This is a genomic window from Dictyobacter formicarum (assembly GCF_016587435.1).
The window spans coordinates 331,407-355,358 of the sequence record NZ_BNJJ01000009.1 but is presented as its reverse complement, the minus strand read 5'-3'; the positions used below and the strand labels follow the sequence as shown (position 1 = coordinate 355,358).

23 protein-coding genes, 1 tRNA gene and 1 pseudogene are annotated in these 23,952 nt (G+C 52.4%); 7 read left to right on the top strand and 18 right to left on the bottom strand.

What is annotated here, in order from left to right; genetic code table 11:
• Positions 1 to 3: 3 nt before the first annotated feature.
• The 4 genes and pseudogenes from JMI88_RS39445 to JMI88_RS17910 all read right to left on the bottom strand — a co-directional run.
• Positions 4 to 161 (bottom strand): annotated as a pseudogene (locus tag JMI88_RS39445) (transposase); the annotation flags it as partial.
• A gap of 74 nt (positions 162 to 235) precedes the next feature.
• On the bottom strand, positions 236 to 697 hold the full coding sequence (locus JMI88_RS17920) for a winged helix-turn-helix transcriptional regulator (protein ID WP_201363293.1): 462 nt from the start codon (positions 695 to 697) through the stop codon (positions 236 to 238).
• 148 nt (positions 698 to 845) lie between these two features.
• Positions 846 to 1,727, bottom strand: a complete 882-nt coding sequence (locus JMI88_RS17915; protein WP_201363292.1) for an SDR family oxidoreductase — start codon at positions 1,725 to 1,727, stop codon at positions 846 to 848.
• 139 nt (positions 1,728 to 1,866) lie between these two features.
• A complete protein-coding gene (locus tag JMI88_RS17910) occupies positions 1,867 to 2,382 on the bottom strand; it encodes a hypothetical protein (RefSeq protein WP_201363291.1) in 516 nt (171 codons plus the stop codon).
• A 255-nt stretch (positions 2,383 to 2,637) separates the two neighbouring features.
• Here JMI88_RS17910 and JMI88_RS17905 point away from each other — a divergent pair, with 255 nt between their 5' ends.
• Positions 2,638 to 3,174 carry a hypothetical protein gene (locus JMI88_RS17905; protein WP_201363290.1) on the top strand — a complete coding sequence of 179 codons (537 nt, stop codon included), beginning with the start codon at positions 2,638 to 2,640 and terminating at the stop codon, positions 3,172 to 3,174.
• Positions 3,175 to 3,361: 187 nt separating this feature from the next.
• Here the strand turns inward: JMI88_RS17905 and JMI88_RS17900 are convergent.
• Positions 3,362 to 3,434: transfer RNA gene (locus JMI88_RS17900), tRNA-Arg, on the bottom strand.
• A gap of 95 nt (positions 3,435 to 3,529) precedes the next feature.
• Here JMI88_RS17900 and JMI88_RS17895 point away from each other — a divergent pair.
• On the top strand, positions 3,530 to 3,724 hold the full coding sequence (locus JMI88_RS17895; RefSeq protein ID WP_201363289.1) for a hypothetical protein: 195 nt from the start codon (positions 3,530 to 3,532) through the stop codon (positions 3,722 to 3,724).
• A gap of 51 nt (positions 3,725 to 3,775) precedes the next feature.
• On the opposite strand, the gene JMI88_RS17890 is transcribed toward JMI88_RS17895, so the two are convergent.
• Positions 3,776 to 4,654 (bottom strand): helix-turn-helix transcriptional regulator, encoded by an 879-nt coding sequence (locus JMI88_RS17890; protein WP_201363288.1) that lies wholly within the window; start codon positions 4,652 to 4,654, stop codon positions 3,776 to 3,778.
• A 181-nt stretch (positions 4,655 to 4,835) separates the two neighbouring features.
• Between JMI88_RS17890 and JMI88_RS17885 the strand changes: the two genes are divergently transcribed.
• Both JMI88_RS17885 and JMI88_RS17880 read left to right on the top strand, forming a co-directional pair.
• Complete coding sequence (locus JMI88_RS17885; protein WP_201363287.1) at positions 4,836 to 5,225, top strand: VOC family protein; 390 nt, start codon at positions 4,836 to 4,838, stop codon at positions 5,223 to 5,225.
• Positions 5,226 to 5,246: 21 nt separating this feature from the next.
• The gene (locus tag JMI88_RS17880) at positions 5,247 to 6,116 is read left to right on the top strand and encodes an alpha/beta hydrolase (protein ID WP_201363286.1); all 870 of its coding nucleotides are present in this window, start codon (positions 5,247 to 5,249) and stop codon (positions 6,114 to 6,116) included.
• 77 nt (positions 6,117 to 6,193) lie between these two features.
• On the opposite strand, the gene JMI88_RS17875 is transcribed toward JMI88_RS17880, so the two are convergent.
• Positions 6,194 to 7,078 (bottom strand): NAD-dependent epimerase/dehydratase family protein, encoded by an 885-nt coding sequence (locus tag JMI88_RS17875; protein ID WP_201363285.1) that lies wholly within the window; start codon positions 7,076 to 7,078, stop codon positions 6,194 to 6,196.
• 158 nt (positions 7,079 to 7,236) lie between these two features.
• Here JMI88_RS17875 and JMI88_RS17870 point away from each other — a divergent pair, with 158 nt between their 5' ends.
• Positions 7,237 to 8,136 carry an RNA polymerase sigma-70 factor gene (locus tag JMI88_RS17870; RefSeq protein ID WP_201363284.1) on the top strand — a complete coding sequence of 300 codons (900 nt, stop codon included), beginning with the start codon at positions 7,237 to 7,239 and terminating at the stop codon, positions 8,134 to 8,136.
• A gap of 445 nt (positions 8,137 to 8,581) precedes the next feature.
• Here JMI88_RS17870 and JMI88_RS17860 read toward each other — a convergent pair whose 3' ends face one another.
• On the bottom strand, positions 8,582 to 8,812 hold the full coding sequence (locus tag JMI88_RS17860; RefSeq protein WP_201363283.1) for a hypothetical protein: 231 nt from the start codon (positions 8,810 to 8,812) through the stop codon (positions 8,582 to 8,584).
• A 12-nt stretch (positions 8,813 to 8,824) separates the two neighbouring features.
• On the opposite strand from JMI88_RS17860, the gene JMI88_RS17855 reads away from it, so the two are divergent.
• Positions 8,825 to 9,214: a hypothetical protein gene (locus JMI88_RS17855; RefSeq protein WP_201363282.1), complete on the top strand. Its 390-nt coding sequence runs from the start codon at positions 8,825 to 8,827 to the stop codon at positions 9,212 to 9,214.
• A 573-nt stretch (positions 9,215 to 9,787) separates the two neighbouring features.
• Entirely contained in the window at positions 9,788 to 10,657 is an 870-nt protein-coding gene (locus tag JMI88_RS17850) for a hypothetical protein (RefSeq protein WP_201363281.1), read from the top strand.
• A 91-nt stretch (positions 10,658 to 10,748) separates the two neighbouring features.
• Here JMI88_RS17850 and JMI88_RS17845 read toward each other — a convergent pair whose 3' ends face one another.
• The 10 genes from JMI88_RS17845 to JMI88_RS17800 all read right to left on the bottom strand — a co-directional run bounded on the left by JMI88_RS17845 (position 10,749) and on the right by JMI88_RS17800 (position 23,936).
• Complete coding sequence (locus JMI88_RS17845; protein WP_201363280.1) at positions 10,749 to 11,255, bottom strand: hypothetical protein; 507 nt, start codon at positions 11,253 to 11,255, stop codon at positions 10,749 to 10,751.
• 79 nt (positions 11,256 to 11,334) lie between these two features.
• Positions 11,335 to 11,991 carry a biotin/lipoyl-containing protein gene (locus JMI88_RS17840; RefSeq protein ID WP_201363279.1) on the bottom strand — a complete coding sequence of 219 codons (657 nt, stop codon included), beginning with the start codon at positions 11,989 to 11,991 and terminating at the stop codon, positions 11,335 to 11,337.
• 98 nt (positions 11,992 to 12,089) lie between these two features.
• On the bottom strand, positions 12,090 to 13,715 hold the full coding sequence (locus tag JMI88_RS17835) for a DHA2 family efflux MFS transporter permease subunit (protein WP_201363278.1): 1,626 nt from the start codon (positions 13,713 to 13,715) through the stop codon (positions 12,090 to 12,092).
• 509 nt (positions 13,716 to 14,224) lie between these two features.
• Positions 14,225 to 14,764 (bottom strand): hypothetical protein, encoded by a 540-nt coding sequence (locus tag JMI88_RS17830; protein ID WP_201363277.1) that lies wholly within the window; start codon positions 14,762 to 14,764, stop codon positions 14,225 to 14,227.
• Between the two features lie 82 nt (positions 14,765 to 14,846).
• Positions 14,847 to 15,506: an HlyD family secretion protein gene (locus tag JMI88_RS17825; RefSeq protein WP_201363276.1), complete on the bottom strand. Its 660-nt coding sequence runs from the start codon at positions 15,504 to 15,506 to the stop codon at positions 14,847 to 14,849.
• Between the two features lie 114 nt (positions 15,507 to 15,620).
• Positions 15,621 to 17,249, bottom strand: coding sequence for a DHA2 family efflux MFS transporter permease subunit (locus tag JMI88_RS17820; protein WP_201363275.1), 1,629 nt, complete (start codon positions 17,247 to 17,249; stop codon positions 15,621 to 15,623).
• Positions 17,250 to 17,405: 156 nt separating this feature from the next.
• Positions 17,406 to 18,062, bottom strand: coding sequence for a TetR/AcrR family transcriptional regulator (locus JMI88_RS17815; protein WP_201363274.1), 657 nt, complete (start codon positions 18,060 to 18,062; stop codon positions 17,406 to 17,408).
• Positions 18,063 to 18,163: 101 nt separating this feature from the next.
• Positions 18,164 to 19,468 (bottom strand): hypothetical protein, encoded by a 1,305-nt coding sequence (locus tag JMI88_RS17810; protein ID WP_201363273.1) that lies wholly within the window; start codon positions 19,466 to 19,468, stop codon positions 18,164 to 18,166.
• Positions 19,469 to 19,525: 57 nt separating this feature from the next.
• Positions 19,526 to 21,763 carry a protein kinase family protein gene (locus JMI88_RS17805; protein WP_201363272.1) on the bottom strand — a complete coding sequence of 746 codons (2,238 nt, stop codon included), beginning with the start codon at positions 21,761 to 21,763 and terminating at the stop codon, positions 19,526 to 19,528.
• A gap of 4 nt (positions 21,764 to 21,767) precedes the next feature.
• Entirely contained in the window at positions 21,768 to 23,936 is a 2,169-nt protein-coding gene (locus tag JMI88_RS17800) for a hypothetical protein (protein ID WP_201363271.1), read from the bottom strand.
• Between the last annotated feature and the right edge of the window lie 16 nt (positions 23,937 to 23,952).

Genomic DNA, 23,952 nt, shown 5'->3' with positions numbered 1-23,952 from the left:
AACGCCCGCCCGCACGATCCAGCGCAAGCCATTGAACACTTCGCGCAGGCTGTGCGTGCGCTGTCCGGCATCTTCGGGCAACAGGAGCAGATACGGAGCGCGCGATCAGCCCATTCTTCGTCGTTCACATCGGTCGGATAGGGGTTTCGTGAAGGAGTCATCCTTCATTTTACCACTTTCTCGACATCGAATTACTAACAGGCACTAGCCCTCCCTGGATTGGATTACCTAATTGCTATTGCGCCTTCCGAGGTGGGAACCACTCTGCGTTCGCGAACATAAAGCCGCCATGTCGTACGCTGTCAGTTATATCTGATATAACTTTTTCTCTATCCTTTTTGAGTGCAGCTTCAAGAGTCGCGCTCCGGCCGATGTATGCTGGCCCAAATACATTGCTCCATGACTGAAGGTCGAGCAGTAACGGAATAAGCGCTAAACCTTCCTCAGTTAAAGAAAAAATCTCGCGGCGTTTATCCTTTGGATCGGCAGCCTTCGTGATAATTCCTTGGCATTCAAGCCGTGCTAAACGGTCGGCCAGGATATTCGTCGCAATACGCTCGTCTGATTTCAAGAATTCCCCGTGCGTCCTTTTGCCGGCATAGACAATGTCGCGCACAATAAGCAGCGTCCACTTATCGCCGAAGATCTCAAGTGCGAAGTTAATAGGACAGTCAGACCTGGGTTGATTCTTTTGCATTTGGAACCCCTGTTTTGTTGGGTGCAGACCTCTCATCCCCTTTGTTCCTTTGCTACGGTTTAAAAGTATGGAAACACTCGATCCCACTGAAGAATCAGCCCTACTAAATGTCGGGCTGATTCTTGCATATCAAACCTAATGGTCGATTTTATGAGTGAGCAGTTTGAGTACCCTTAAATACTTCCACATTCTGCGCTACAAATTCGGCAAATGTAGTTGGCCGGATACCAAACAGTTTATGTGTCTCAAGGAGTACTTTCGACTCAGAGCCCTTGCGTCGCTCACGGTAAAGTTCGTTCACAGCATCCGCCAACTGCTCCGGCATACCGAACGAGACGAGTTGCTGTCGCTCCTGTTCAGGTGTGACGTTGACGTAGTGGATAGTTCTCCCAAGTGCCTTGGAAAGCTGCGCAGCAATATCGTTCATAGTCATCGAGTCAGGCCCGCTTAGTTCATAAATCTTGCCTTCATGACCTTCAGTTGTCAGCACGACATGGAATACTTTGACGATATCGTGCACATCAGTTGGTGCGATGAACACGTCGTCCATAGGGATGAATAATGAGTCCTGCGCGATAACCGTCGGTGCATCGAGCAGATACATTTGCATGAAGTGGGCCGGGCGAATATGCGTCCATGTCATGCCGGAATCCTCGAGGTGTTTCTCGATCTCGGCATGCATGCGTAAAAAGCGGGCTGGGCTATTTTTATCTGGATTCAGGCAGGACAGCTTAACGATGTGTCGTACGCCCGCCTTTTTGGCAGCATTGATAAATGATATCTGCGTTTCGGCCATTGCTACCGGGTCCGCCGTCGATATAAGCACGGCTTTGTCTACGCCTTTGAGTGCGTCATCAAGTGTCTCTGGCTTGAGCATATCGCCGACTGCAATTTCAATGTTCGGATCATCTTCAAACATTTTCGCGTTCTTAGCGTCCCTCGTGAGTATGCGTACTCGCTCATTGTGTTTTCGGAATTCGTTAACTAGTGCCGTACCGTTCAGGCCAGTTGCTCCAGTAATGAGAATCATGATGTGCTCCTATCTTTTAGTTTGATGCACTCACTGCAGCATCATTTGTTTGCATTTTGCAAACATATTATAACGTTATTATGGCGGAGATACAACAAAAAATGCTCCAATTTGGAGCATTTTTACCTCTAATTAACCCTTACAGAGGTTTGGCCTTTTTCCATTCATGAAGGCCATTTTTATACTCATCTACTAGGAACGATTCTGACGTGGTTGGATCTAGAACAAATGTGAGCCTCTTTCCTAGCTTCTTCCCAAATTGCTCCATACCGACATGTAAAGCCATTGCAATGCCTGTGGGTGTTTCACTTGTTGCATAGACTTTGGATAAGATAACACCTCTCCGCCCCAATTTACCCAGCTCGTTAGTAAGACCTCTAATTAAAACGCGAACATAGTGTTTTCTTGTTGTTGCATCGACATCGGGCTCACTGGCAATAATGGCAAGACATTCAACCGCCTTTCCTGGCTCGAATGTTTCTACATTCTCTGCGTCTATTTCCCACCCACGAATTTTACCGTTCATAAAATCCATCAAGGTTTCATGATTTAAGGGAAGCAGATGGAAGAAGGCGACGACCTTATCCCCATGTTTAACTATGTAGCAACTTTCGGGGTTTTTCCTTAACCAACTTTGCCTTAGTTCATCGCTCATCGTGTGCAGTTAAATGGCAAGCGATGAAAGACCTTGGTCCGTTCGGTCGTCTTCGCCTGGCCTTGCATGGGGCATAGCAAGGTCAGTACTACAGAGCACTATCTGAAAGATTTTAGTAGCCGTGATGCCAGAACTGATCAGTCAGAATACTCATTGATGACCATGTTCAGGTACAAGAAATCTAGGAGGGGATTTCAAAAAAAAGCGCGCTTGGATCTGGATGAATTATAATTCGCTGTATAAAGGGGGTAACTCTTGAGGCACTATGAAGCACAGCTTAGGAAAACAATTGAGAGGCCATGGACAAATATGGAACCTCTGTACATTGGAGATGTCCCAAAGGGACTTGGCACACCTCATTATTACTGTACCGTTTCATGTGATGAAAAACCTTATCGCCTCTTGAATATGTATGGCTCACAATCACTTTTTGCTGATGCACAAGTGTGGCATGAATGGTTAGTGGTTGGCTTCGGATGTTTCGTCTACTTTATCTCATTGGATACAGAACATCGGCAGGTCTTCTTTGACCTGGGATATTATTGTAGCCTTTACCCAGGTGACAAGTATATGCTTGTTACTTCTCTATGGGAGGTTTATAGCTTTAGCCAAAGTGCGCACCTGAATTGGAAATCAGAAGAGTTAAGTGCCGATGGGGTTAGTATTTCTGCCATTAGAGGCGACGAGATTATTGGTATGGCAGAATACCCACCATGTTATGATCCGCTAGGAAGAGGAAAATTTAAACTTTCCCTGCACACTGGAAGATTAATCTCAATGCAATGGAAGTGACAACTCCATATGAAAGATCTCCGACGCACGGTTAGTTTGAAAGACGCTGTTAAAAATAGGCGTCTCCGACATGCGGTTTGGACAAAAAATGCCAAAAAAGGCTCTTTTACTGGTTCCTTGCTGTGTCCGGTAAAAGAGTTTTTCTTTGGCTTGTGAGGCGGGTTTACATTGTTGAGCTTATCGATAGTGGGGCTGAGAGGACTCGAACCTCCGACGCACGGTTTAGGAAACCGACGCTCTATCCACTGAGCTACAGCCCCGCTATCTCCTATGATAGCATATCCTCTGCTTTCATTCAATCCTCTTGCAGAGCCAGGAAAAGATATGTAGCGTCTTTTGCCTCCAGGAAGCACGAGTGGAAGAAAAAGACGCTGACAAAAAGAAAACCGTCCCTCGGAAAGCGCCAGGCGACGGAAAAAACCCTGATAGCTCAGACCAGATGATAAGCCAACAAAGAGCAAAAAAGACATCAAAAAACGCACTGCCAACACCGACGCTTTTCAGCACTACTCAAAAAGACCATCTGACTTTTTTCTCTGTGTTTTCTTAGAGAGTGTCCTAATCACAAGATTTAGTATCGGAAAGAAAGCGCTTTTGGTAATCATGGCGGAGCTGTTCTCTCTCGATTTTCTTGATGGGCTTGTTCAGGACTGTTCGCAAGTTGGGTAAGCTTGCTGGTCGTCTCTGCTTCGGGAAGCGGCGTATAGAGAAACAGTTTGAGATTCGGGTCGTCCGCAACGAGCAAGGCCATAGGTTGCACGACCAGTAAGCCGACGTCCGGATGAACCAGTTCCTTGCGCTTGAGATGTTCCTCTCCTACATCATGTCGCAACCACCAGGTACGAAACTCCTTGCTCGTTTGCATCAATCGATCTCTGCGCTCAATAAACCAACCCTCATCTGCGTGCTGACCACCACTCGCGCGAAAAAGGCCGAGGATGCGCCGGGCCGTTTCTTCCCACTGCACATAGAGCTTTCGTTGTCCTGGATCAGTGAAAATGAGCCACACCAAATTGCGATCCCAAGCTGGCAAAGAGGCATAATCCGCAAAAACCCGCGAGGCAGTCCGGTTCCAGCCAATAATATCGAGCCGCTCGTTCGTCACAAACGCGGGGTTTGGGAGAAGCGCATCCAGGACGTTTTGGAGTTCTGCACTTATGTTCGGAAGAGGGGTATGGATAGGCAGGGGAAGCTGCTCACGTGCTAACAGAAAAAGATAGTTTCGCTCGTCAGGCGTGAGTTGGAGCGTGCGAGCAAGACTCTCCAACACCTGGGCCGACACCTGAATATCCTGGCCCTGTTCCAGTTTGACATACCAGGTCAGCCCAATCCCAGCAAGGTGCGCCAGTTCCTCTCGTCGCAAACCTGGCGTCCGCCGCCTCCTGCCCCCATCTGGGAGGTGAAACTGCGCTGGCAAAAGGCGCTCGCGCCGTGTTCGCAGAAAGTGTGCCAGTTCTACTCTGCGTTGTTCCTCATTCATCTACTCATCTTCTTTCAAAGGTAGTAGTTTTTATACTAGCCTATCTTCGGTTATTGTTCAACTCTTCTCGATCCAGCATACTGGTGACACGGATGCGACGAGACTCAACAATGAGCATGGCTCGCCGTCGTTGACAAATAACAAGCGTGTGAATAGAAGCAGAGAAAGATGGATATTCCCTATGACAACACCCCGACTCCAACATGTTTCCCTTCTTGTTCCTCCTGAAACCCAGGAGGCTGTGCGCGCATTTTACGGGCGCCTGATCGGCCTGGAGGAAAAACAGCCACCACCATCCCTGGCGCAGTTCAAACTCGTCTGGTTTATTGTTGGCGAAGATGAAATGGAATTACATTTCCTTCCCACCACAGACAGTCCCGCTGAAAATGATCAGCACATCTGCCTGATGGTCGATGATTTAGACGCGTATCGGCACCGACTGAGCGCAGCGGGTGTACCTATCATTGAGGCCGAGCCGATCCCCTTGCGCCCCCGTTTCTTCTGCCGCGATCCATTCGGCAACCTGGTCGAATTTACGACCCTTCTGAGCGAGTATCACTCCGCCCAATAGAGCAAAGAAAAGAGGAGAGAAATGCCCCTTCAATCTGACACTGTGTATGGAACAGGGAGTGGTCGAGATCTGCGGCTCGATCTGTTTCTTCCCGATCCACAAAAGAGCCTGCGTACAGCCGTGCTCCAGTTCCACGGTGGTGGATGGCGCATGGGAAATCGCCAGATGATGTATATTCATGCGGAAAAACTGAGCAGCCTCGGCTTCACCTGTTGTGCAGTCGAGTACCGACTTGTTCAGGAAGCGCCGTGGCCTGCCCCATTGCACGATGTGAAGGCTGCCATTCGTTGGACGCGTGCTCATGCTGAAGAATTGGGCATTGATGCTCATCGCATCGTTCTCCAGGGATACAGCGCTGGTGCTCACCTGGCCTTGATCGCGGCGGGAACGCCCAACTGGCGTGAGTTCGAGGGCGAGGAAAGCTCTCCCAGCCTTTCTACTCAGGTCGCTGCGGTCATGGCCGTCTACCCGCCTACGGCATTCTTTTTTGATCCCCAAGAGGCGGTGTTCGGGAATCAGTATCCGCCCGAAGACAAGGACGAATGGGATCGACACAAGCACTCTCAGGAGGGGTTTCCCTCCTGGGTACTGCTTGGTCCGAATGCTTCTCCAGAAGACATTCGGCAGGCCAGTCCTTTCACCTATATCTCGCCCACCTTTCCACCAACCCTCCTGTTGCATGGAACCGCCGATGTCCATGTGCCTCACCCTCCGACGGTTCGCTTCCATCAACGGCTCGTGGCACTCGGCGTCAAGAGCGATTTGCACCTGTATAGCGGGCAGTCCCATGGGTTCGACCTGCTCGATGGCTTCCAGCAAGTAATCCAGGAAGAGGCAGCGCTCTTTTTCCGCCGCATGGCGAGTTTGCCGGAAGGGGTGGAAAACATTTGAGAACCCTTGTTCCTCGTAAGCTACAACTCCAGTACGTGAACGATTGGCATGGGAACCTCCTCAAGGATGTTTTTATGTCACCAGGATGGCGAGCCCGGCCAGATGGTGTGTTGCGGTTGCCAGCCAAGCTGTTCTCGTGCATGTTGATTACCGCAACGGTACGATGGAGCCTCGGGCAACGACGCGTTATACGGGGGATAGGACAGATGCAGTCTGTCGGCTAACCCCGTGATATAGTCCCCATAGCGCAGCGGCTGATCGACAATATGATAGATCGAACCGCCGGAGGCGTGTTCAAGGGTGAGCGCTATCGCCTCAGCCATATCCGCAACATGAATGGGCGACAGAAAGTTTTGCCCTTGACCAGGAATTTCGACCTGTCCCGCACGCAAGCGCTCAAGGAGCTTTTCTTGTCCCGTTCCCGGCCCGACGAATAAGCCACCGCGCAGAATACTCCATTGCAAGCGACCAGCTGGTACAGCGCGCACCATCCGCTCCATTTCCACGATCGGGCCGCAAATCGCTGCACGGGCCAGGCTTGTGTCGAATGGCTGGTCTTCGTCAAGCCATGCATCACCACCGTCGGTATACGCCATGGTGATACTTTGCTGGATATAGCGGGCGGCTCCAGCCTGAAGGGAAGACGCGAGCAAATGCCTTGTTCCTTCCGTGCGCAGACGGGTAGTCGTCTCCCAGTTGCCAGCGGAAAGATCGTAAGGATTGGAAGGGATAGCCGTCGCAATATGAATGACCGCTTCACAGCCCTTGATCAGTTCTGGGAGGCGCTGTTGTGTCTCTGCCTGCAGTAGCTCTCCTACTGTGGCTTCAATACCGACAGCCTGCAATCTTTGTGCCTGTTCCGAAGAACGAACCAGAGTGCGAATGTCGTGATGCGCCTGCTGGAGACGTGGCATGAGGACACGTCCCAGGACGCCGGTAGCGCCGATAACAAAAATACGCATGTTCAATCTCTCTCCTTTCTGTTTCGCTCGCGCTTGCCTTGCCGCGCGAGTTGTAACGAAGACGAGTCAGTTGGTCAAAGTGTGACACTCAATGCTCCTGTTTTTAGGCAGAGCTCCTGTGATACAATAGTGGAAAGGGGAACAGGAAGAGAATAAACATGGAAGACTTCGAAACCTATCGGCCTTTGTTATTGTCGATTGCCTATCGTATGACTGGGAGCATGAGCGAGGCGGAAGATATCGTGCAGGAAGCCTACCTGCGTTTCAGTACGACATCAGGACATGAGATACGCTCACTCAAATCCTATCTCAGTACGACGGTGACTCGTCTCTGCCTCGATTATCTGAAATCGGCACGCGTGGAACGAGAGCACTATATCGGCCCCTGGTTGCCTGAACCGATCCTGACAGTAGACACCAACCTGTTGCCAGGTGAAGCTCCAGAGCTTCGTGAGTCGATCTCCATGGCTTTTTTGGTCCTCCTGGAAACGCTGACTCCGCCAGAGCGTGCTGTTTTCCTCCTCCACGAGGTCTTTGACTACTCTTTCCCCGAGATCGCCGAGATCATTGGCAAAAGCGCGACGAATTGTCGCCAGATCTTTCATCGTGCGAAGGGACACCTTGCTGAGCAACGCCTTCGCTTTGACCCTTCTTCGGTTCAGCAGCAACAACTCCTGACGCGCTTTCTCGCCGCGTGTCAGTCAGGCGATCTGGCAGCATTGACTGAAATGTTGGCCCAAGACGTGACGGCCTGGGCTGATGGAGGTGGCAAAGCGACTGCTGCATTGCGTCCTCTTCTTGGCCTGGATGCCGTCGCTCGCTACTGTCTAGGGATTCTCTACAAGTCCTCCAACAGGTATGCCGATTCGTTCACCACAACCGTTGAAGAAGTGAATGGCTCTCCAGCGCTGCTGGTCTGGATAGAAAAGCGTCTCGTCTCTCTGTTCACCTTCGTTGGCAGAGAGAAGTTGCAATGGATCTGGATCATCCGCAACCCTGAGAAACTGGCCTTCATTCAGCGACAGTTGGCAACTCGCCAGAATCACGCTGTTTCATAATTCCAGTTGTTACTCGAGGTAGCAGAAGAGAGAGATAATCTGTCATTTTGTGGCGGCCAAGAGGATAATATAAAGAACGCCTCCAGCGTCCGCTCTCCGCTCATCGCATAGCCGATGAGTAGCGCGAGAAAGTCAGGGGGTTCGTAGCAGCCAAAACGTCCACGCACCAAATGGGCCTGATGCGCAAAAACCTCAAGAGGCCCGTCCGCCGTCAGATGCTAAGCGATGATCACCACCTCGGCGAACCACTCAGGAACCGAGGGACGATCTTGAGGAGAGGTTGGGGCCCCAATACAAGAGTTGGATACCATATACAGAGAAGCCTCCTCCTGAGAATATGATGTGTTTCCTTCTCATTAGAAGCTTCTCTTTTCTTCTTTGACGAGAGATTCCTGATCTCGTTGCGCCATCAGTGGGAAGAACCATTTAAAGTTTGCATTTACATTCAACAACCTAGCATTGAGTATGGGATGTTGCTATTATTAGTGGTGAGCAACTCCACGATGGGCTGCGCCAGGATAGCCTGCTGTGCCGGGATAGCCTGCTGTGCCGGGATAGCCTGCTGTGCTAGGGTAGCCTGCTGTGCTAGGGTAGCGCGCTGCGCCAGGATAGCCTGCTGCGCCAGGATAGCCTGCTGCGCCAGGATAGCCTGCTGCGCCGGGGTAGCCCACTGCACCAGGATAGCCTATTGCTCCAGGGTAGCGTGCTGCGCCGGGATAGCCTGCTGTACGGGGATAGCGCGCTGTGCCAGGATAGCGCGCTGCGCCAGGATAGCGTGCTGCGCCAGGATAGCGTGCTGCGCCGGGATAGCGCGCTGCGCCGGGATAGCCCACTGTGCCAGGATAGCCTGCTGCGCCAGGGTAGCTTGCTGTGCCGGGATAGCCTACTGTGCCAGGATAGCCTACTGTACCAGGATAGCCTACTGTACCAGGATAGCGTGCTGCGCCAGGATAGCCTGCTGTGCCAGGGTGGGTTGCAGCATAATATCCACCGCCAGGAGGTACTGGAGCAGCATGAATTGCAACCTGCGCAGGAACAAAGGCCAGGAATCCGCTCAAAGCTGCTCCGGCAGCAATAGAAACTAATTTATGCGTAATGTTGCGCCTAGACATCGAGAGTAACCCTCCATTAACTAAATCGCTTTGTCATCTGTTACAAACAGAAATCTGCTAGGTTGCAAATGAGCATTATGTGAGCATTGGCGCTGCTCGCATAATAATATCCATTACTTGCAGTGCAAGTTCTGGAAATCCAATCTTCTATATCGGCAATGATGAATCCATTAAATAGATAAATATATAGATAGCGATCTTAGCAAACTGGGAGACAGATAGTTGCGATAAAGCACCTTTTCATTCAATCCTCTGGTAGGCGTGAAGGGTGTTTTTTGGGGATTCCTGGCGGTGCATGTTTATAGTTGCCTTCTGTGTTTATGAGATGCTAATAACCCTTTGTGTTTAGTATGCCTTATAGGTTTATTTTAACTGGCTTGATGCTATATAGTCGCTATCTGTTATTTGTAGACTGATAGTTATTTTTCTATACACACATATATATACATGTTATGATAGTGCAATATATTGGATGTCGACATATTTCTCGTAGAGTTATGTGCTGCTTCTGGCGGCAATAAGGAGGGATACCTTATTCAATGAAATGCATACGATGTGGATACAAATTGTTAGATGGAGCTCCAATCTGTCCAGGTTGTGGACTACCGACTTCTCAGCCTCAGCAACCAATAAATTATGGCCCAACACCATCGCAACCCGGTAATTATGGTCCTCCAATGGGTCCGCAGCCATCACAGCCCGGGTTAGGCGCGTATGGGCCTGTACCCGGTCAGCCTCAGCCTTCTCAGCCTGGTCTGGGTTCCTATGGTCCGCCACCGATGCCTTATATGCCGCCGAAAAAGAATAGTAATGCGGGCCTGTGGGGTTGCCTGGGTGGCGGCTTGCTGATATTGTTGATCTTTTTATGCATTATGGCTGCGGTATGGCAGCAGAATGTGGTAAGGTCGGACAACGATGCCAATGCAACAGCGACTGCTAATAGCGATGCGACTTCAGCCGCTAATACCGATGCGACTTCGACCGCTTACGCGATTTCGCTGACTCCTACCCCTTATCCACCATACTCTGAGAGCAATCCACCTTCACACCTGGATTTTTCGGGTACCGCCCAGAGTATCCTGACGAATGCGCAGCTGGCCAGTGCGGTATATAGCGATAATCAGCCGAAAACAATATCTTCGCACTTCCAGCCATATGATCATGTTTATCTGACGTATAATCTGACCGCCGGTCATACGGGCTACGCGATGGCCAAGTGGTATAGCCAAGGGGATAGTGGCAAGGAAGGCGATGTGCAGCCGCTGGATGGCCGGGAGGGTCCCGGCTATTTCTCGGCGACCTATTATGATGCAAGTCAGGGAGCGGTTGAGCTCTACTGGTGCGGCAAAGCCGATTGCAGCGATCGGCAGCTGGCCTGGGTGCGTCCCTTTACTATTGACCCGTCTTAGCATGGTCGCCGGACCAGAATAGGCTTCTTTCCTCTAAAGCTGCCAGGCAGCACTACAAAGTATGACCGCAGCTTTAGAGGAAAATGGACGACTAGTCTTTATGTACTTCATCAGGACCGTAGGTGACAGGGCGATAGTATGATGCGTCGTGACGGCCGCGTTCATCCATCCTTTCGATGACGCCACTAAGCTCTACGAGGCTGCGCTCGATCTCTTGCGATTGACGCTGCAGGGCGCGCAGCTGGCCAGCTAGCTCATAAACCTGTCTGTTAAGAGACTGGATGCTGGTGTCCTCGTCATAATAGTGAGGAGCCAGGCTGACCCCCGATCGGGAAAAGCCCGTCGTCTCTTCAGTTCGATCAGCATAGCTTCCCTGATTGTTGGCCATTGCAGGCTTGCGCTCCATGACAGGAGTCATCTCGGCAGTAGGAGCGGTCGCGCTGGGTGAGCCAGCGGTCTGGGCCGCCATCAGCTCGGTCTGGGCCTGGTTATTGGGTAGCTCGGGCTTTCTACGCTCACTACTGTCTCCTCGGGCCAGAAAAAAGGCGAGCAGCAAGGCCACAATAGCTACAGCAATGAGTCCACCAATAATGAACATGCTTCTTCCTTTCGACGTAAGGAACGCCTTTGATGGCGTCCCTCCATCTTACAAGCTTCTTTCCTTCCAGCCTGTTTGCTTAGTGCACGTGAATGATGACTTCTGCGCTCATACCTGGTACGACATTGTCGTTACCTACACCATCCAGGCTAATGACAACGGGTATGCGCTGCGAAACCTTGGTGAAATTGCCGCTGGCATTGTCGGAGGAAGGTAGCAGCGAGAATGAACCGGCGGTCGCCGAGACAATATTCTGGACGTGGCCCTTATAATTGGTGCCGCTAAAGGCATCGATGCTCACATCGACATCTTGATTGACCTTAATGTTATTGATGGCGCCTTCATCCACATAAGCGGTGATCGTCAGATTGCTGAGGTCGGCGACCTGAGCCAATGTCAGACCTGGTGAAACTGTTTGTCCCTGGGCCACAGGCACCTGAACGATCGTGCCCGCGATGGGGCTGGTGACATCTATATCGTTTTTCGCGCCAGTGGTTGGGGTCGCCACAGTGATGGTACCAATGGTCTGGCCAGCGGTTACTTTATCACCCAGTTTGACGGATAATGTGATTAACTGGCCGGCCTGGGGACTGCTCACGCTTAAGATATGCCCGCTAACCTGGGCATCATCGGTCTGATAGTAGTTGTAGTTATTCCAGATCCAATATCCTACACCGCCGGCAATCGCCAGGATGGCAACCATGATTAAGATTGGAACAAAAACCATACGCCGCATGGTACGTTCTCTCCTTCGACATTCGTATCGTTAAATTACTTGATGTAACATCATCTATAAATGGTTGTCTATAAAATCGGACGCAAGGTCCGAACCTATTAAACCGCCATCATGGCCTCTTCGCGCGCTTTCGCTTCTTCGTCGTTCAAAGGCTCTTGCTGGACAGGCTCATTTTTACGCCGACCGGAGCTAACAAAGAAGGCCGCCACCACAGCCACCAGCGTCAGAACCAGGCTAAGCCAGAAGGCATCCTGTATCGCCAGGATATACGCCTGCCGGCGCACCAGGCCGCTGATGGTGCTCAAGGCTGTCCCATAAGCCGCCAGCGTAGATGCTCCATGCGAGATAAAAAGAGCTTGCAGGCGCGGCACCAGTTGTCCCAGCGGGGAGTCTGGTGTGACTTTTTCAGCCAGGTGTGCATAGTGCAGGCTGGTCCGACTCTGTACCAGCGTGGCCACAATGGCGACCGCCAGCGAGCTACCCACAAAACGCAGGGTGGTACTGACCGCTGTCGCCTGGGCCAGCATACGCGGCCGGATCTGCGCCAGGGCCGACACCATCAATGGCTGCATACAGAGGCCAATGCCAAAACCGCGTAGAATTAAGAGCAATTGGAACGATGTATAGGGAATGTAAAGATCTAAAAATGTAAAGCGCCACATGGCGATGGCGGTGATAATCAGGCCCGGAATAACCACGGCCCGCACGCCCAGGCGATCCACCAGACGGCCACCAACTACCACAGCAATCATGGAGGCAAAGGCCTGTGGCAGCAGGAGCAGACCGGCCTGGAAGGCGCTGAGCTGACGTAGATTTTGCAGGTAGACCGGGACCAGGAAGAGGCCACCAAACAGGGCAAAGGTGACCAGGATACTGGCAAAGCTACTGGTTGAGAATGAGTGATCTTTAAACACCCGCACATCCAGCAGCGGCTGCAGTCCCTGGCGTGCCCGGCTCAGTTCTACAAAAATGAATATAACCAGTAGCAGGCCACCCGAGATCAAGCATCCCAGCACAAGACCAGAGGTCCAGCCAGAGGTGCTGGCATCAGATAGTCCATAGAGCAACAGGCCTAAGCCAATCGCTGAGAGCACAAAACCGGATATATCAAAACTGGCGTGTGTATCCGCGCGGGCTTCGTGGATATAGATCGCCGCCAGGATCAGGCCGATAATTCCCAGAGGGACATTGATATAGAAGATGAGTTGCCAGCCGGCAAAGGTAACGATGTAGCCACCCAGGGTAGGACCGAACGCGGGCGCCAGTAGAATAGGAATACCCAGCACGCCCATGGCCGTACCACGCTCCGAGGGGGCAAATTCACGATACAGCAGCGTGATAGCGAGCGGGGAAAGAAAGGCTCCCATAAAGCCTTGCAGCAAGCGGAAAGCAATCAGTACCGGCAAACTCCAGGCCAGGCCACACAGGGCGGACCCCAATGTAAAACCTGCCAGCGACAACATATAGAAACGCTTGATACCGATCCGGTCCGACAGATAGGCGGTGAGCGGCGTGGCCACACCCTGGGCCAGCGTATAGCCGGTCAACACCCATTGCACACTGTTGAGATCGGAACCAAAGGCACTCTGTAACCGTGGGATAGCGATATTCACAATGGTGCTATCTAGAATACTCATAAAGATTCCAAATATCACCACGCAAGCCACAATCCACTTATATGGCAATCCTCCGCTCCGTGGCGCGGCAGGTGCAGACATCTGCATAGACAGAAACTCCTTATGATACGCTGTACACACGCGATATTGCTATATGCATATCGAGAAATTTAAAGCACAAAATACAGGGGCGTTCCAGAGTTAGATGTCAATCGGTAGCAATCAAGTAAGTGACTAACAAGTTGGCATTTGACCGCCAAAGGCTATTTTTGACTTACACAAAGATTTATTGACTACTCAGTCATCAATTTACCAGAAGGTCAAAACAAAGTCAAGGGATAGGAGGGAAATTTTACCGCTAAACGCGGTTGTTCATCATACTGTAATGTAGAAACAGATCACCTATCGTGATCTGTTTCTACATTACAGTATGATGCTAGAGGTTCCCGCCTTCGGCCCCTGACGCTACGCGCCTGCGGCGCTCGCATATTATTATATACTCTGGTGCATTTTTTGCATCGGTAGCGCTGTGCGCTACCGATGCAAAAAATGCACCAGAGTATATAAATACAAAAAAACACGGACTGGAGCATCAGCGGCAGCCCGTGCGAGGGCGCTTATTCGCCGTAGGGCATGGCTGGTACAGAAGAGTTTCTGGCTACCAGGGAGTCCGACCCATTATTGCGATTATTGCGGTTCATGTGCTCAATGACGCCGCTCAGGTGCATGAGGCCCTGCTCAATGTCGCGTGATTGACGCTGCAGGATATGCAACTGACCGGCCAGCTCATATAAGCGGCGATTAAGGGCGGCCACATCGGGCTCAGATTGGCGCACAGGTTGCTCCTGCGGCCAGTACGCCGGCGTGGTATTGAACTGTGTGCTCTCCCCATAATTATTGACCTGAGACATAGCAGTTGTAGGCTCCTGGCTGACATCAGACAGGTTAGGATTTTCAGGGAATTCCAACTGCTGGCTCTGATTTTTGAACTCGGGAGCGGGTATGGTAGCCTTCTTGTCAACTTCAGACTGTGCTGGCGTCGCTGGCTGCGCGCTCTCTACCCTGGCCGGCTTCTCATTCTTATCACCACCACGTGACAGGAAAAATGCCCCCAGCAAGGCGAGAACAGCGATCGCGATGAGTCCTCCAATGATCATTCTTCTCTCCTTATCTTAACCTGATCCGCTAGCTCCTTGCCATCAGTTGATGACGGCGAGAAACTGGCGGACCGGGACTGCATTAGTGCAGGTGAATAGTGACCTCGGCGCTCATGCCGGGAACAATATTGTTGCCGCCATTGTCACCCAATGAGATGACTACCGGAATACGCTGCGAGACTTTGGTGAAGTTGCCGCTGGCGTTGTCAGAGGAAGGCAGCAGCGAGAATGAGCCAGCGGTCGCCGAGACAATATTCTGCACATGGCCCTTGTAGGCGGTACCGCTATAGGCGTCGATGGTCACGTCGACGTCCTGGTTCAATTTCACGTTGTGGATAGCACCTTCATCAACGTACGCCATGATCGTCAGGTCGTTGAGATCGGCCACCTGAGCCAGGGTAGCTCCCGGTGTGACCGACTGCCCCTGGACCCCATTGGCCTGGACGATCGCGCCATCGATGGGGCTGGTAACTTTGATGGTGGCAGCCTTGAGCGCTGGAGCGACTGGAGCCGTGGTCATAGTACCAATAACTTCACCGGCAGTTACTTTATCGCCCAGTTTGACCGACATAGTAGCCAACTGACCCGCCTGGGGACTACTCACGCTCAAAATATGTCCACTGACCTGGGCATCATCAGTCTGATAGTAGTTGTAGTTGTTCAAGAGCCAGTAACCGACGCCGCCGGCAATGGCCAGGATAGCGATCATAACCAGGATCGGTACAAAAATCATGCGACGCATGGTGCGTGATCTCCTTCTTCACATGAGAAAGTAAAAATTTTAGATAAAAACGAATGTATCTATGTATAGAGGAATGATGAATATTCCCTCAATAGTTCAATCTCGGGGCGGTTATTATACCGCCATCAAGGCCTCTTCTTTAGCCAGCTGTTCTTCAGCGGTCAAAGGCCGCTCCTCAATCTGCTCAAGCTGCTTCTTCTTGTTGCTAGTGACAAAGAGGGAAGCAATCACAGCCACGCCAACCAGGATCAGGGTCACCCAGAAAGCATCTTGCATGGCCATCACATATGCCTGCAATTGCAGCCGTCCAGCGATATACTTCAGTGCAGTCGCGTAAGCGGCCGTGGCGGATGAACCCCGGCTCATCATGATCGCCTGCATCTGAGTGATGAATTGGCCGGTAGGCGAGTTGGCAGTGACCATCTCCGCCATATGGGCATAGTGCAGTTTGTCTCGTGAGGTCACATAGGTCGAGATCACCGATACGGCCAGCGAGCTCATCACAAAGCGGAAGGTGGTATTGACGGATGATGCCTGCGAAAGCATCTTAGGCTTGATCTGTGAGAGCATCGAGACCGACAGCGGCTGTAAACACAGACCCATGCCAAAGCCACGAATGATCAGGGCATACTGGAAAGAACCAATCGGCTCGGTCAGGTTAATCGAGGTCAGCAGCCACATGGCAAATCCCATGATCAGCAAACCAGGGATAACAACCGCACGTACACCAATCTTGTCAACTAGACGACCACCGATCAAGACGGCTAGCATAGATGCAAATGCCTGTGGCAACAGGACCAGGCCAGATTGGAAAGCCGATTCGCCACGTAGCGATTGCAGATAAACCGGGATCAGGAACAGGCCGCCATACAGGGCGAAGATAACCAGTGTACTGGCAATGATACTGGTGGTGAACACGCCATTGCCAAAGACGCGCAGGTCCAGGAGCACAGGTTTATCTTGTTTGACGCGTGTCAGTTCCAGCGCCACAAAGATCGTCAGGCAGAACAGGCCACCTATGATACAGCCAAGCACGATCACTGAGCCCCAGCCATCCGTACTGGCATCCGACAAACCATAGAGGACTGCTGCCAGGCCAACGGCCGCAAACACGAAGCCCAGAAAATCAAAGCCTACGCGGTGCCCCTGACTTTCACGCAGGAAGAAAAATCCTAACAGCAGGCCAACGATACCAATCGGCAGGTTAATATAGAAGATCAACTGCCAGTCGGAATAAGTTACCAGGTAACCACCAAGTGTAGGACCAAAGGCAGGCGCCAGCAAAATCGGAATACCCAGGAAACCCATGGCCGTACCACGCTCCGCAGGAGGAAACTCCATGTAGAGCAAGGTAATCGCCAGCGGGGAAAGGAAAGATCCAAACACCGCCTGGATGACACGGAAAATAATCAACGACTCCAGACTCCAGGAGAGTCCGCACAACGCTGATCCCAACGTAAAGCCAGCTAGTGCGACAAGATATAAACGCTTATTGCCAATCCGGCTTGCCAGGTAGGCGGTCAGTGGGGTGGCCACACCCTGGGCCAGCGTATAAGCTGTTAATACCCACTGTACACTGGTCAGATCAGCACCGAAGGCGTTTTGTAATCGTGGGATAGCAGTGTTCACGATGGTGCCATCCAGGATGGTCATGAACAGGCCAAAGACTACAACTATCGCAACAACCCACTTATAGGCAAGTCCCCCCGTTTTTTCCTGCTGAGATACTGCAGAAACTTGCATAATGAGTCACTCCTTACGACGCAATTTCAATACATTTGAACGTAGTTATAGAATAGACAGAGAACATTTTTTATGCATTTTAAATCAGAAAGCGGCATTGCTAAATCTGGCAATAAATGTTCCTTCGGTATATTTGATTTATCGACACAGCTGGCATTAGCCCGCAGGAGCAGGCGCGGGTGCCGTAATCCCGTGGAAGTAGATACATTTCAGGTGGCCAACTAAATCCTCATATTTGACTTGCAGGCCCTGGTGAAAATTTTTGAACAGGCGCGAGACGATAATGCCAAACAAGACCTCTAGCATTACTTCGGTCGGAAGAGCAACATTAAAAATGCCCTCGGCCTTCCCTTCATCCAACATCAAGCCAATTTGCGCACGCATCGCGTTAAAATATTCTTTGATCTCCTGATGGATTTCTGCTTCCAGATCAGTCGCGTTACGAATGATAAAGAACAGTGGATGCTTCTCAGCCAGATGGTAACACAGCGTATCGATCATCAAGGACATCTTTTCTTGCGCATCAACCGACATCTGAGCTATGCGCTCAGTAGCAACTTGTAGATCATGGAATTCACGCTTAAAGAGGACAATCATTAAAGCTTCTTTGCTCTCAAAATGTTGATAGAGCGTTCCCTTGGCGACCCCGACACGCTGGGCAATCTCACCCATCGAGGTATCGTAGTAGCCACGCTCCAACAATAACTCCTGTGTTGCTTGCAGGATTAACTCTTCCCGTTCCTGCCTCTGCTTTTCTTTAAGCGATTGATGTATCATTTTTTCTGCGACCAATTCCTTTGGGAGGTAACTCACTGTTCACACCAGTTGATTTATGACCAGCAATACTAAATTTTGACTGGCCAAATTTCTTTATGACTCTCTAGTCATCAATTTACCAAAAAGTCATCCCGCTGTCAAGAGTTTGTATTTTCTTTGTTGGCGAATTTGAATGCCAGCTCGGCGGCACGCTCAACCGTCAAATCCAGGGTGTCCAGGATGTTTCTGAGGTCGGTTCCCCAGCGGTCCTGCTTCTGGCTGAGGTCCGCCATTGTGTTGGAGACCTCTTCCAGTAACTGCATCGACCGCGAGGCGACCGTAATCAGCGATGCTTGCTGCCTGGCCAGGTCTGCAGTCGGGGCCACCAGGTTCTGTGCCTGCAGAGCCAGCTCGCCGTTGGTTTCTTGAAGGATGGTCGCGGCGGCCCGCACATGGTCGGCCGTTTTGACTACGCCCGCGGTCAGCTTGCCAATCTCTTTCAGATACTTACTGCCCTCCAACAGTTGCTCCAGCATGCGATCAGTCACCTGGCCGAAACGATGCATGACCTGCTGTGACATGCTATCGTACCTGGTGGCTACATCCGTCGTTACGCCATCGAAGCCCTGTGTGAGCTCCTGCGCCATGCCTGTAAAGCGATCAGATACCTGGCGCGTCATATCCTCAAATTGCTCGGTCATGTGCTGAGCCTGGTTATCAAATTGGGTGGCCACCTGTCGGGTCATGCTATCGAACCTGCCGGTAACCTGCTCAAAATTCTTTTCCAGGCGGCTCCCCATGGCATCTATGCGCCGGGCCACCAGGGTCAGGTTCTCGGCTGTACTGAGCTGGCTTTTATATTGCGCCAGGTAGAGCGTGACCAGGGCCAGCATGTGAGTCAGGGAGGCGCGCAGTTCCTGCTCCTGCCGGGCCTGCACCTGCCGGTGCTCCTGCTGGCGTCGCGACGGTCCGATGGTCAGCCAGAGCGAGAAGAGCAGCCACGCCAGCAGCAGCAGCACATCGAGCAGCACTACATTACTGGCCCGCAACCAGCCAGGTAATTGACCATTAAAGCCCTGCTGCCACCAGAAAAGAAAGGATTGGCCGCCACGATTGGCAGGGGTAGACAGGATGGCTGGATATAGCATCAGGGCCTGTGCCAGACTCAGGCCGGTCAATAGTAAAGGAAGGAAAGGCAGCAGCAGACGCAGCGGTCGCCGCCAGCTGGTAATAACATCGGACCGGGTAGGAAGCGAGAGATAACCGTGATAGCGCTCCAATACCAGCGTTGGATCGATCAGCTGATAGAGGTCGGCATCGGCCCAGGCATTGATTTCGCCGCTCGACTCGTCCTGGATGGCATTGTTCAGCAGCTTGAGGCGCTGGGCGCTCTCGGTATCAAATGACTCAATGCGCCGGGTCATCTCCGTCAAAAGTTCTGTTATGTGATTAGTATCTATCATAATGTTCCTCAAAAAGCAGGTTATGCTTTCTCTGCTGTACAGTTGCCATACCGACAGTCATGCTGTAACGGCCAGTTTGCACTGAGAGGTCAGGGCGCAGCCATCTGCGAAGAAACAGCGCTCCTGTTCATCCCAGGAATCACGTAGAGCGCTGTAGCCCTGGATATATAGATGCGCTCCGACCGGCGTATCCAGCAAGATCTCACATGAGCCCTGAACCTGGCCGTTCGGGCGCTGAACCCAGAGGTGATGCTCAGCAGTTGGTTGCTTGACGTGGTTGGCCAGTCTGGGCGGCCAGTGTTCGCTACTCCAGACAATCACGGCATGCTGCACCAGTGGATAAGCAGGCCAGCGCCAGCTGAGGCTGAGATAAGTCGCGCCATCACGCCGACGGATGGCTGCGCTTAGCTCGCTCAGGTCTTGCTGACGGATCAAGCGCAGGGCCGCTTTCTGTAGTTTGAAGCAGGTTAGCTTACTGAGCTGCGTGGCAGCCAATGGCCATGCGCGCAGCAGCGCCGCAGCGTAGTCATGCTCTGAGAGCGCCTGCTCAATCTCAGCGGACGCCAGGGCTCCTTTGATGCGTAGCTGTTGCGCAGGCGAGAACGCCGTAAAACGCTGCTCCAGCTCGGGTTGGTAGGCATGGCGTATGAGCGCATCGTCGTCGTTGGCAATCCCCTGCAGTACCTCGTGCCGCATCGTCAGGTAAGCCTGAGCTGTACTGACCAGCGCCAGCTCCCGGGCGGAAAAAGCGAAGGAGCGTTGATAGGGCGAATCCTGAATCGCTTGATAGGCCGCCAGCAAGGCATCACTATCGTTCGCGCTACAGGCCTGTTGGAAAGCATGAGCCAGCGCCAGCACCGATCTCTCACGCGGCGTCACGCTCTGAGAGGCGTTCAGCAAGGACGCATCGTAGGCCGTAGCCATCTGGAGGGGGCGCTTAGTGGACAGGGCCATGCGAAAACGCGCCAGGGCGCTGCGACGCTGTTGCGCCAGGCGAGCACGCTGCAGCAGCGCCGACGGGAAGAGCAGCTCATCGAAATGTCCAAAATTGCTGATCTCTTCATAGGCGGCGGCGATCGCCTCGTCATCCTCACTCTGGCATATCTGCTTGAAAGCGGCCACCTGTTCAGAGAACTGACGTTCCCACTCACGCAAGGTAAGGCCTGGGGTGGACCGCGTAAGCGGACGACTGTCGGTGCCGCTGCCGATGGCGCTCTGTACCACCTGAGAGCGCTGCGCCACAGGTGGTACGGGCACGACACCCGACCTGGCCACATTCGGAATTGGGGAAGACAAAGACGGCAGGGGTCCACACTCAGAAGGCTGCTCGAGCAGGTACCAGGGGAAACGCACCTGCTCAACTGGTTGCTGGCAGGAGCGCCGTAATGCGGCTACCGCGCTGGCCACCTGTTCATCTTTCAAGCCTGCCAGTGCCTGCCACAGGCTGGAGTGGTCTGGATCTTGATAGTCCTGACGGGTAAATAAAAGATTAGTATCCAGCAATTTTCCCTGCGCATCGCGCTTCGCATATGTTTCCCACAATTCAGGTCGTCGCGCGAGGGCCAGCAAAGCTGTATAGATCACCAGCGCCGAGAAATCATCCATCGTGGCGCTAAAGGGACGCGCCGCCATGTGTGGATGCTGATAATCGGGCTGACCAAGCAAGACGCGCTGTAGATTGGCCGCGCCAGGTCCAAATTCGGGTAAATACACACCATCGTAGTCCACCAACACCATGCGACCATCGGCGTGGCACATCACATTGACGCCAGCCAGGTCCCCATGGGCCATGCCACATTGGCGCAGCTGGACAATCAGCTGAGACCACTGCTGGACCAACTGCTGCAGATGTTTTGTATTGCGGTGGCGGCAACATTCGTCCACCATTTCGAGCAGGGTAAGGCCATCGACCCACTCCATATCGATCACTGGATAGGCACGCGACGGCGACACTCCCTGCTCTTTGACGACCAGGCCATCGGCATAGTAAGAACAGTCTACCGTAATCTCGGGAAGATGAGTGCGAAAGAAAGCGCCGATACGCTCATAACGAAAACGCATATCGGCATCGATAGGCACACGGAAACAGCGCAGGGCCCGTGCCCTGCCACTACTGGTCATAAACTTATAGACGACCGCGAAGCCGCCTTCAATACCCCAGGGACGTTCGACGGGTCCCAGTGCAGTCTGCGTGGTCAGTGTAGCAACTTTTCCTTGCTTTATATCGGGATCCGTAACCTTGAGCCGGACCGCCGAAAAAAGCATCGCCTCATCATAGGCAAGACGATCAGGCATGACATCATCCCTTCCACCAGCTTAAATTCATCACCCAGGGGCAAGCATGTTCCAGGCGCTGCCTGAATTCAACGGCATCATAACCATGCGCGACCTGTAACCAATCGTCAAGTTGCGTAGATTGCTCCCAGAGCAGGTAATCCTCAAAAAGTTGGCGATTCAGGAAGATGAGCAGGATATCTTTGAGCTGGCCTTCGGTCAGCTCCAGCTCTTGTAGCAGGGACCCATAGTTAACCATAGGATCGCTCTTAAAGGCTTGCCATATATCCGGTAGCAGGATCTCTGGTAACAGCGGCATACCAACGCCACTGCTGTTGACAGCCCGAATACCCTCCTGGATGAGGGGGGCATTGACCAGGTCATCCAGCGTGGACTGCTCTAGTTCGACATCGCTGATCTTCTGGTAGATCCAGTGCATTAAATAGATGCGCTTAACTGCACACACTTTCCTGAACCAGGCTTCACTGATGCCGGGACCGTTATGGTTAACAACCTCCAGCGTGGCCGCCACTGTCTGCTGCTTCTGCTGCCATAGCTGCGCCAGATAGGCTTTATCCTGCTCAGGAAACAGGAGTGTCTCACTATAGGGAGAAACGAGGATGGCTTCGACCGCCTCTAACACGGCCTGGTCATCCTGAGCACGGCGCGCATCCACCCAGTGCTGGGCCAGCAACACGATCTGGTGCTCATCTTGCGAAAGGCAGGTAAGGTTACGACCCATCAGGTCTGAGGCCAGAACAATCTGCTCTATGTGCTTGCTGGCAATGGCGTGTTGTATGCGCAGACGATCCTGCTCACGCAGCGCAGCCTGCCGAATACGTTCCTGATCGCGCCTGGAAAGGTTAACCGAGCCAGCGTAGGGAGAGTTCTGCAGGGCGGCTGTAGCTTCAACAATGTTCATATCATCATTTGAACGCAGGGCCTCGCTCAAGGCCTGCTCCAGTTGGAGTTGCTCCTGGCTCTTAAACACTATTTGCATGGGTGCGGCAGTGGTTGACGGCAACGCCCAGCCAACCATGGTAGGATCTACTGGCGCCTCTAACACGATACCGAGCCGCGTCAACGTCTTGCGTACCGCGGCGGCACAGGGCTCCTCCAGCAACAGCGGCTCATACTTCCTCCACGTTGGCAGAATCATTTGGGCGGCCTGTGGACCATTGATTTCGCGCCGCAGCACAGTTAGCATTTCGCGCAACGCATCGGCCACCTGGCGAGCCTGCTGCTTCTGCTCATGCGGAAAAAAGACGCCCTCTTGCTCCAGGTCCTGGCCATCCCCGAAGGTGATCGCGGCCAGTTCTTTATTTTGCTCCTGCACGGCCTGTAGAAAGGCATCTCTCCGGCTGGCGCGCACCTCCGGTCGATGTGCCATGGTCGTGCCCAGCATGGTCTCGCTGCCATCGATCGGATGCGCGTTGAGCGAGAGCAGAATGGCCGTACTATCATCGTCAACCATCGATCCAGCCATACGGCAGGCCCCAACAAAACCCGGCCAGCTCTCAGGCGTCTGCTCTGCTATCGCATGAAAAGCGCTCAAAGCACTCTCGCCCACCCGATTTTCGGCCTCTATAATCCAACGGGCCACAGCATCCGTCGTCAGCAACACACGATCTCCCGCATGCAGATTTATGCAATGCGTCATGCCACGCTGAAAATAGCGGTGGAACGCACTCAACTTTGAAGGTAGACTGATCGGCGGCTGATTGAAATCGGTTGCCTGCGCCAGTGGGAAAGAAAGTACAGTCGGGGCGGCAGCTTTATGGATAAAGATACAGCTATCTCCAAAAGCAAGCATTTTAGCCTGGACATAAGAGGTCTCACCGGTCCCGACCGCCGTAAGCATGCGTAACGTTGCCAGAGTCGAAAAGCTGCCTTCGCTCTGTACTTTTTGCTTCACATTCCAGGGCATACCCTCAAGAGGCGGTAGTGACTGCTGAAATTGCTCCTGTGCCACGCGCAACCACCACTCAACCTCAAAAGGATCTTCGCTGAGAAGAGGCGTAGCTAAGAAATGATCTACGAGATGTCTGGCCCAGATATTGGAAAATAACGTTGTTCCCACCCCATCAGCAACTACCAACAACCCCTCAGCAAGGTTTATACCATAGGCATCTTCACAGGTCTGATCATTGTGCTCAGATTTCCAACATTGCAACCTGGTTACATGTGCATACATACAAATTCAGTTTCTT

Excerpts from the sequence above, each read along its gene's own strand:
- JMI88_RS17835 (WP_201363278.1), bottom strand. The coding sequence starts at position 13,715 with ATGCAGATGTCTGCACCTGCCGCGCCACGGAGCGGAGGATTGCCATAT.
- JMI88_RS17880 (WP_201363286.1), top strand. The coding sequence starts at position 5,247 with ATGCCCCTTCAATCTGACACTGTGTATGGAACAGGGAGTGGTCGAGAT.
- JMI88_RS17885 (WP_201363287.1), top strand. The coding sequence starts at position 4,836 with ATGACAACACCCCGACTCCAACATGTTTCCCTTCTTGTTCCTCCTGAA.
- JMI88_RS17805 (WP_201363272.1), bottom strand. The coding sequence starts at position 21,763 with ATGCCTGATCGTCTTGCCTATGATGAGGCGATGCTTTTTTCGGCGGTC.
- JMI88_RS17910 (WP_201363291.1), bottom strand. The coding sequence starts at position 2,382 with ATGAGCGATGAACTAAGGCAAAGTTGGTTAAGGAAAAACCCCGAAAGT.
- JMI88_RS17850 (WP_201363281.1), top strand. The coding sequence starts at position 9,788 with ATGAAATGCATACGATGTGGATACAAATTGTTAGATGGAGCTCCAATC.
- JMI88_RS17800 (WP_201363271.1), bottom strand. The coding sequence starts at position 23,936 with ATGTATGCACATGTAACCAGGTTGCAATGTTGGAAATCTGAGCACAAT.
- JMI88_RS17870 (WP_201363284.1), top strand. The coding sequence starts at position 7,237 with ATGGAAGACTTCGAAACCTATCGGCCTTTGTTATTGTCGATTGCCTAT.
- JMI88_RS17920 (WP_201363293.1), bottom strand. The coding sequence starts at position 697 with ATGCAAAAGAATCAACCCAGGTCTGACTGTCCTATTAACTTCGCACTT.
- JMI88_RS17915 (WP_201363292.1), bottom strand. The coding sequence starts at position 1,727 with ATGATTCTCATTACTGGAGCAACTGGCCTGAACGGTACGGCACTAGTT.
- JMI88_RS17825 (WP_201363276.1), bottom strand. The coding sequence starts at position 15,506 with ATGCGTCGCATGATTTTTGTACCGATCCTGGTTATGATCGCTATCCTG.
- JMI88_RS17810 (WP_201363273.1), bottom strand. The coding sequence starts at position 19,468 with ATGATAGATACTAATCACATAACAGAACTTTTGACGGAGATGACCCGG.
- JMI88_RS17875 (WP_201363285.1), bottom strand. The coding sequence starts at position 7,078 with ATGCGTATTTTTGTTATCGGCGCTACCGGCGTCCTGGGACGTGTCCTC.
- JMI88_RS17845 (WP_201363280.1), bottom strand. The coding sequence starts at position 11,255 with ATGTTCATTATTGGTGGACTCATTGCTGTAGCTATTGTGGCCTTGCTG.
- JMI88_RS17820 (WP_201363275.1), bottom strand. The coding sequence starts at position 17,249 with ATGCAAGTTTCTGCAGTATCTCAGCAGGAAAAAACGGGGGGACTTGCC.
- JMI88_RS17840 (WP_201363279.1), bottom strand. The coding sequence starts at position 11,991 with ATGCGGCGTATGGTTTTTGTTCCAATCTTAATCATGGTTGCCATCCTG.
- JMI88_RS17890 (WP_201363288.1), bottom strand. The coding sequence starts at position 4,654 with ATGAATGAGGAACAACGCAGAGTAGAACTGGCACACTTTCTGCGAACA.
- JMI88_RS17830 (WP_201363277.1), bottom strand. The coding sequence starts at position 14,764 with ATGATCATTGGAGGACTCATCGCGATCGCTGTTCTCGCCTTGCTGGGG.